Origin of the sequence: Yersinia thracica, assembly GCF_902170565.1 — a bacterium.
GTDB classification, from domain to species: Bacteria; Pseudomonadota; Gammaproteobacteria; order Enterobacterales; family Enterobacteriaceae; genus Yersinia; species Yersinia thracica.
In genome coordinates, this window is record NZ_CABHXX010000013.1 from 18,629 (window position 1) to 27,151 (window position 8,523).

Here is an 8,523-nt window from a genome sequence, read left to right on the forward strand (position 1 = left end):
CTTTTGAATACTATTTAACACGATAGAAAAAACCTTAAGCCCTCTGCATTGTCAGGGGGCTTTCTCTTTTTTACGATTGATAAAGATTGCTGAAAGACTCAAATTTCTAACGGTATCTTTGACGGTATATTCATTTTAGTTGTAATCTCAATCCTCTTTACCGTTACCTTTAAGGTAGTCATTTTGTGACTTACTGACGGTATTTTTAAGCAAGAGGCGCTCACATCTTGTTACAGTATCAAGTGTATTAACCTCGACGAGTGCGGCTGTTGGTGGTGAGTTCAGTGGCAGCAGCGTTATTACGCTTGAAGTTCCGTAAGGTTTGTTTGAATAAGAAATCATAGTTCCCGCAAGTGGCTCGATGTCATCACCATTCAGTTACAAATGCCCCTGAAATGACTTTTTTGTACTGATGCTTATCTAAAGCTCAACAAATTTTTGGGAATGACAATGGGCGTACTGGTACACTAAGATTCAGCCTGTCACTATTCGGGTTAATGTATTCGAAAACAGACCACTAAATACTTGGGTAGATTGTGGTTTTTTATGGGTGACTAAATTATTCTTTACAAATCAACGATGAAGTATTAATGAGCTATCAGGTTCTTGCCCGTAAGTGGCGCCCCCAAACCTTTGCAGACGTCGTGGGTCAGGAACATGTCCTGACGGCGTTGGCTAATGGCCTTTCATTAGGGCGAATTCATCACGCCTATTTGTTCTCTGGCACCCGCGGGGTAGGTAAAACTTCTATAGCCCGGTTGTTGGCCAAAGGGCTTAATTGCGAAACGGGTATTACTGCTACCCCTTGCGGTACCTGTGCGAATTGCCAGGAAATCGAGCAAGGCCGTTTTGTTGACTTGATCGAGATCGATGCTGCCTCGCGGACTAAAGTCGAAGATACCCGAGAACTGCTGGATAATGTTCAATATGCGCCAGCCCGTGGCCGCTTCAAGGTCTATCTGATCGACGAAGTTCATATGTTGTCACGGCATAGTTTCAATGCATTGCTGAAGACGCTCGAAGAGCCTCCCGCCCATGTGAAATTCCTGCTGGCGACGACAGATCCGCAAAAGCTGCCCGTCACCATACTGTCCCGTTGTTTACAGTTCCATCTTAAGGTCATTGATGTTGAGGTGATTCGTGCCCAGCTCGAAAAAATACTGTTAGCCGAGCAAATCAGCAGTGATGCTCGCGCATTGCAATTACTGGCACGAGCCGCTGATGGCAGTATGCGAGATGCACTCAGTTTGGCGGATCAGGCGATTGCGATGGGGGATGGTCATGTCACCACTGCCACCGTCAGCCAAATGCTGGGAACACTGGATGATGAACAGCCACTGGCTATTATTGAAGCGCTGGTGAGTGCGGATGGCGCGCGAGTGATGGCTCAGCTGGAGCAAGCGGCGTCACGGGGTGTTGACTGGGAAAACCTATTAGTCGAAACCTTGAGTTTGCTGCACCGCATTGCGATGGTGCAGTTATTGCCATCCATGCTGGATAATCACTACGCCACCATTGAACCTCGACTACGCGAGTTGGCGCGAACACTGCCGCCTACAGATATCCAGCTGTACTACCAGACATTGCTGGTGGGGCGAAAAGAGTTGGCCTACGCCCCGGATCGCCGCATGGGGGTTGAAATGACCCTATTGCGCGCATTGGCGTTTCACCCTAAAGCGATAATTACCGAGCCGCAGATTGTGCCGGTCAATGCTCCTGTGGCGCAGGCCAATAATACGCAACCGCAGCATATAGAAGCGCCGGTCTATGCTCAACAGGTGCCACAGCATGAGGCTCCGCCATTAGGCGCTGTTGCACCGGTCAATACCACGCTCCCTGATTCCACCGCACAATTACTTCAAGCGCGCACGCAGTTATTGCGACAATCGGGGACGACCACACCAAAAAAGAATGAGCCGGCGGCGCCAGGAAAAGCGCGGCCGGCAAACTCAGCACTGGAGCGCTTAGCTTCGGTGACTGAGCGTAGTCAGCAGCGGCTGGCGGCTAAATCTACGGAAGAAAAAAAGCCAGCGAAGAAAGAAGCTTATCGTTGGACGGCGCAGAATCAACCGGAGGTATCGGCTGAGCCTGTTGCTACGCCAAAAGCATTGCGCTCTGCGTTGGAGCATGAAAAAACGCCCGAGCTTTCTGCTAAATTGGCTCAAGAGGCGATGGTGCGAGACCCATGGGCAGCAGAGATAGATAAGCTACAAATTCCCAAATTAGTGCAGCAACTTGCGCTGAATGCATTTAAAGAAGAAATAGAACCGGGTAATATTTGCCTTCACTTGCGTTCTGCCCAGCGCCATTTAAACTCGCCTTCGGCGCAAAAGGCACTGGCAGAGGCATTGAGCGAATTACACGGGAATGCTGTCACACTTAGCGTCATCGAAGATGATAATCTGGCGGAGCGTACTCCGTTGGAATGGCGGCAGGCCATATATGAAGAAAAACTGGCACAAGCCCGCCAGTCAATTATTGCGGATAATCATATTCAGACACTGCGTCGTTTCTTCGACGCCGAACTGGATGAAGACAGTATCCGACCGGTTTAACCGCTGCGATAAGTGCATGGTGCACTGACGCGGCCCCTTGCTATGAGAGATGACTATGTTTGGTAAAGGCGGTATTGGCAATTTAATGAAACAAGCCCAGCAGATGCAGGAAAAAATGCAGCAGATGCAGGAAGAAGTCGCCAAATTGGAAGTGACCGGTGAATCTGGCGCGGGCTTGGTAAAAGTCACCATCAATGGGGCGCATAACTGCCGCCGGGTTGAAATCGACCCAAGCTTGTTGGTTGAAGAAGATAAAGAAATGCTGGAAGATTTGATTGCTGCTGCATTGAACGATGCTGCTCGCCGTATCGATGAAACGCAAAAAGAGAAAATGGCTTCTGTATCCAGTGGTATGCAATTACCACCAGGCTTTAAGATGCCGTTCTGATGCAAACCAGTCCACTCCTTGAATCATTAATGGAGGCGTTGCGCTGCTTGCCGGGGGTCGGCCCGAAATCAGCGCAGCGGATGGCATTCCAACTGCTACAACGTGATCGTAGCGGTGGAATGCGTCTGGCGCAGTCTTTGACTCGGGCAATGTCCGAAATCGGCCACTGTGCTGATTGCCGTACATTTACCGAGCAAGACCATTGCACGATATGCTCTAACCCACGACGGCAGCAAAATGGTCAAATCTGTGTGGTCGAAAGCCCGGCAGATATCCATGCTATCGAGCAAACCGGCCAGTTTGGTGGGCGTTATTTTGTGCTGATGGGGCATTTATCCCCCATGGATGGTATTGGCCCTGGTGATATTGGGTTAGATTTGCTGGAAAAACGGCTTGAAACGGAAACTATCACCGAAGTCATTCTGGCGACCAACCCGACAGTCGAAGGGGATGCTACCGCCAACTATATCGGCCAGATGTGCGGCCAATATGGGGTGTTAGCCAGCCGTATCGCGCATGGTGTGCCGGTGGGGGGCGAGTTGGAAATGGTTGACGGCACCACCTTATCCCACTCGTTAGCAGGGCGAAATCCGATTAAGTTTTAATTTTATTCAGTCACTATCCCCTTAAATCTGGTGGGCGATTGTTTTGTTATTGATTATCATATGAATAATTTCATTCGTGATGTTCAGTAAATCGCCCCCGATTCTCTGTTTTTTCAGTATTTAGACTTGAAACCCCCCGCGATTGACCCCATCTGATCCTCATTGTCAGATTTTATGTACCTATCGGTAATTTGGATTGAGGTAATTAATGAGTATGAAAGGTCAAGAAACCCGTGGATTTCAGTCAGAAGTCAAACAGCTTCTCCATTTGATGATTCACTCGCTTTATTCCAATAAAGAAATTTTCTTGCGCGAGCTTATCTCCAACGCCTCTGATGCGGCAGATAAACTCCGTTTCCGCGCGCTATCTCAGCCAGAATTATTTGAAGGTGATGGTGAGCTGCGTGTGCGTTTATCTTTTGATAAAGAAAAGCGTACTTTGACCCTAAGTGATAACGGCATTGGTATGAGCCGTGAAGAAGTCATTGATAATCTTGGTACTATCGCGAAATCAGGGACTAAAGCATTTCTTGAATCTATTGGTTCAGATCAAGCTAAAGATAGCCAATTAATCGGTCAGTTTGGTGTGGGCTTCTATTCTGCTTTCATCGTGGCAGATAAAGTGACTGTTCGTACCCGTGCAGCTGGCGCACCCGCAGATGCTGGCGTGTTCTGGGAATCAGCAGGTGAGGGCGATTACACCATCGCGGATATCACCAAAGAAGAACGCGGTACAGAAATCACATTGCACCTGCGCGAAGGTGAAGATGAATATCTTGATGACTGGCGTTTACGCTCTGTTATCAGCAAATATTCAGACCATATTGCGCTGCCAGTCGAAATCCAAAGTAAAAATGAAGAAGATGGCACGGTAACCTGGGAGAAAATCAACAAAGCCCAGGCATTGTGGACGCGCGGTAAAGCGGAAATAACTGACGACGAATACAAAGCATTCTACAAACATATTGCTCATGACTTTACTGACCCATTGATTTGGAGTCATAACCGCGTAGAAGGTAAGCAAGAGTACACCAGTCTGCTCTACATTCCGGCGCAAGCGCCTTGGGATATGTGGAATCGTGACCACAAACACGGCTTGAAACTGTACGTCCAGCGCGTATTCATTATGGATGACGCTGAGCAATTCATGCCAAATTACCTGCGGTTTGTCCGTGGTCTGATTGATTCCAATGATCTGCCGCTGAACGTTTCGCGTGAGATCCTGCAAGACAGCCGCGTGACTCAGAATCTGCGCAGTGCGCTGACCAAACGTGTGCTGCAAATGTTGGAAAAACTGGCTAAAGATGATGCTGAGAAATATCAGCAGTTCTGGCAACAGTTCGGTATGGCGCTAAAAGAGGGGCCAGCTGAAGATGGTAGTAACAAAGAGACTATTGCCAAGTTGCTGCGCTTTGCTTCAACCCATACAGACAGCTCCGCGCAGACCCTATCATTAGAAGATTATGTCAGCCGTATGGCCGAAGGGCAGGAGAAGATTTATTACATCACGGCTGATAGCTATGCTGCGGCCAAGAACAGCCCACATCTGGAACTGTTCCGTAAAAAAGGTATTGAAGTCTTGCTGTTATCCGATCGCATTGACGAATGGATGATGAGTTACCTGACGGAGTTCGAGGGCAAAGTCTTCCAGTCAGTCAGTAAAGCGGATGATTCACTGAACAAACTGGCTGATGAAGAACGTCCAGAGCAGCAAGAAGCAGATAAAGCGCTGGAACCTTTTGTCGAGCGTGTGAAAACCCTGCTGGGTGAGCGAGTTAAAGATGTCCGCCTAACACACCGCCTAACGGATACTCCGGCGATTGTCACCACGGACGCTGATGAAATGAGCACGCAGATGGCGAAATTGTTCGCAGCTGCTGGCCAACAAGCACCGGAAGTGAAATACATCTTTGAATTAAACCCAGAGCACGGTTTGGTCAAACGTGCCGCTGATGTCGCGGATGACACCCAATTTGCTGAATGGGTTGAGTTATTACTAGATCAAGCGCTCTTAGCTGAACGAGGTACCTTAGAGGATCCTAACCAGTTTATTCGCCGAATGAACCAGCTATTAACTGCTTAATTTAGTATTAGAACGCCTCGAGCAGATAATGTGCTCGGGGCGTTTTTTTTATTTAGTTTCAGCCTGTTATAGTTATATTTCGCCAGACTCTCCCTGATTCAATCCCACTGCTTCGGCTCGCGCGCCTTGAGCCAACCCCCCTGGAAATGGTAAGGTTGCTTGTTTTCCGCAATTTCTATTTATTTAAGTAAAAACACATAGAAAAACTACAAGCAAGGGGATTTACGCAATGCGTATCATTCTGCTGGGCGCTCCGGGCGCTGGTAAGGGTACTCAGGCTCAATTCATCATGGAGAAATACGGTATTCCGCAAATCTCTACTGGTGATATGTTGCGCGCCGCTGTAAAAGCAGGTTCTGAGTTAGGTCTGAAAGCGAAAGAAATTATGGATGCCGGCAAGCTGGTCACTGATGAGCTGGTCATTGCATTGGTTAAAGAGCGCATTACACAGGACGATTGTCGTGACGGTTTCCTGCTAGATGGGTTCCCACGTACTATTCCTCAAGCTGATGCCATGAAAGAAGCCGGTATCAAGGTTGATTATGTGCTGGAATTTGATGTTCCGGACGATCTGATTGTTGATCGCATCGTCGGGCGTCGGGTACATGCTGCTTCAGGTCGTGTTTACCACATTAAATTCAACCCACCTAAAGTTGAAGATAAAGATGATGTAACCGGCGAAGAACTGACCATCCGTAAAGATGATCAAGAATCCACTGTCCGCAAACGTCTGGTTGAATATCATCAGCAAACGGCACCATTGGTTTCTTACTATCGTAAAGAAGCGGATGCAGGTAATACGCAATACTTTAAACTGGACGGAACCCGCAAAGTAGCAGAAATCAGTGCAGAACTGGCGACTATTCTCGGTTAATTCTGAATGGTAAGATAGCTAAGGCGGCCTGGGGTCGCCTTTATTATTTTACATGACCGGCTCCAAATAACGTTGCCAGCATATTTGTCTGTTCGAATAAACGGCGTAATACACAAAAGGACTCCTGCATGATGGAAAGTAAGCTTGGCGTACTGATGGTTAATCTGGGAACACCGGATGCCCCTACACCACAAGCGGTCAAACGTTATCTGGCCGAGTTCTTGAGTGACCGCCGGGTGGTAGATACATCGCGATTACTTTGGTGGCCATTGTTGCGCGGTATTATCTTGCCCATTCGATCGCCGCGCGTGGCTAAATTATATCAATCTGTCTGGATGGATGAAGGCTCGCCTTTATTGGTCTATAGCCGCCGGCAGCAAAAAGCATTAGCGGCACGTATGCCCGATATCCCTGTTGAGTTAGGTATGAGCTACGGCTCGCCAAATCTACCGGATGCCATTGACAAATTGCTCGCGCAAGGTGTAACCAAGCTGGTGGTATTGCCGCTTTATCCGCAATATTCTTGCTCGACCAGTGCGGCAGTGTGGGATGCTGTGGCGCGAATTTTGAAAGGCTATCGCCGTTTACCATCGGTTTCTTTTATCCGAGATTATGCCGAGCATCCCACTTATATATCAGCTTTGAAGCAAAGTGTTGAGCAGGCTTTTGTTCAACATGGTAAACCAGACCGGTTAGTGCTGTCTTTTCATGGGATTCCTAAACGCTATGCGCAGTTAGGGGATGACTATCCGCAACGTTGTGAGGATACCAGTCGTGCTTTACGGGCTGAGCTCGAATTACCTGCGGAGAAAATTATGATGACTTATCAGTCTCGATTTGGTCGCGAGCCTTGGCTCACGCCTTATACTGACGAGACATTAAAAAGCTTACCTTCCCAAGGTATTAAGCATATTCAGCTCATTTGCCCCGGTTTTTCTGCTGATTGCCTGGAAACGTTGGAAGAGATCAAAGAGCAAAACCGAGAAATTTTCTTACATGCTGGCGGTGAGAAATTTGAATATATCCCAGCGCTGAACGATGATGAAGGTCATATTGATCTTTTAGAACAATTGATAAAACAAGAGATAGGTTAACTACCTTGGCATTCATGATTTTTTATGCGTTGATTAGTACATCATCGCCTGTTTTTGCCCAACCCTTTTGCTTGTAATGCCTGTTTAGATGTATAAGAGTTATGTGTTTATAAAAACAGGTATATCAGTATTTCATGTAACTGTTTGTTATTATTGTTTTTTTAATTGAATTGCATAATGAAGCTTGAGAGCAGTGCATTGGTAGCTGTAAGCCAAGGGCGGTAGCGTGTCTTGATTTTAGGTTATCTATTTGCAAGTTTCTGTCAGAAATAAATTTCATGTTATGAGGATGAAGAGTTAATTAATAGACTCAAGACTCATGAAAAAATAATTTAATCCAATAGCTGGAAATTTAAATGTCAGTGTTACGAAGAAATATTTTTTCTTTACTTTTGTTGCAAGGAAGTAATTATATTATACCTCTTTTAACCTTACCCTATCTAACTCGTGTGTTGGGGGTAGAGGGATTTGGGGTCTATAGTCTTACACTTTCATTAGCACAATATTTTGTTATTTTAATTGATTTTGGATTTAATTTATCAGCAACAAAAAAAATAGCTGAATACCAAGACGATCCAGAGTATATATCTAAGATTTTCTTTGAAACACTATTTTCAAAATTTATATTATGCTTAGTTTCAATTGTAATAGTTGTTTTACTTCTTGCTACAAACTCGCATGCAGTGATCCAACGTGAGTTAATTTATACGGTACTCATGTTGATAGGAACGACACTGATGCCAGTGTGGTTTTTCCAAGGAATAGAAAAGCTGTCTGTTGTGACAAATTTAATGATAGTCGCAAAGTTATCAATGTTGCCATTATTCTTTATATTTGTACACAGTGATGCAGATATCAAGTACGCCGTAATGATTCAATCATCAATGAACTTACTGGCCGGTATTATAGCGATAATATATATAT

At 46.2% G+C, this 8,523-nt stretch carries 7 protein-coding genes and 1 other annotated feature; all 7 genes read left to right on the forward strand.

The genetic code is table 11. The annotated features are described in order from the left end of the window. The first annotated feature begins 590 nt into the window (after window positions 1–590). The gene (gene dnaX / locus FTA91_RS02185; RefSeq protein ID WP_145582834.1) at window positions 591–2,555 is read left to right on the forward strand and encodes a DNA polymerase III subunit gamma/tau; all 1,965 of its coding nucleotides are present in this window, start codon (window positions 591–593) and stop codon (window positions 2,553–2,555) included. After that, window positions 1,886–1,949 (forward strand) — a sequence feature (DnaX frameshifting element). Its footprint overlaps the gene before it by 64 nt. A 55-nt stretch (window positions 2,556–2,610) precedes the next feature. Then, window positions 2,611–2,943 carry a YbaB/EbfC family nucleoid-associated protein gene (locus tag FTA91_RS02190; RefSeq protein ID WP_019081276.1) on the forward strand — a complete coding sequence of 111 codons (333 nt, stop codon included), beginning with the start codon at window positions 2,611–2,613 and terminating at the stop codon, window positions 2,941–2,943. Beyond that, entirely contained in the window at window positions 2,943–3,548 is a 606-nt protein-coding gene (gene recR, locus FTA91_RS02195; protein WP_004390671.1) for a recombination mediator RecR, read from the forward strand. The genes FTA91_RS02190 and recR overlap by 1 nt, the downstream gene beginning before the upstream one ends. 214 nt (window positions 3,549–3,762) lie before the next feature. Beyond that, a complete protein-coding gene (htpG, locus tag FTA91_RS02200; protein ID WP_050115838.1) occupies window positions 3,763–5,631 on the forward strand; it encodes a molecular chaperone HtpG in 1,869 nt (622 codons plus the stop codon). A 229-nt stretch (window positions 5,632–5,860) separates the two neighbouring features. Continuing rightward, window positions 5,861–6,505, forward strand: a complete 645-nt coding sequence (adk, locus tag FTA91_RS02205) for an adenylate kinase (RefSeq protein ID WP_050115828.1) — start codon at window positions 5,861–5,863, stop codon at window positions 6,503–6,505. A gap of 128 nt (window positions 6,506–6,633) precedes the next feature. Further along, window positions 6,634–7,599 carry a ferrochelatase gene (hemH, locus tag FTA91_RS02210; RefSeq protein ID WP_145535764.1) on the forward strand — a complete coding sequence of 322 codons (966 nt, stop codon included), beginning with the start codon at window positions 6,634–6,636 and terminating at the stop codon, window positions 7,597–7,599. Between the two features lie 356 nt (window positions 7,600–7,955). After that, on the forward strand, window positions 7,956–8,523 hold a 568-nt coding region (locus tag FTA91_RS02215; RefSeq protein WP_145582836.1), incomplete at its 3' end, for an oligosaccharide flippase family protein.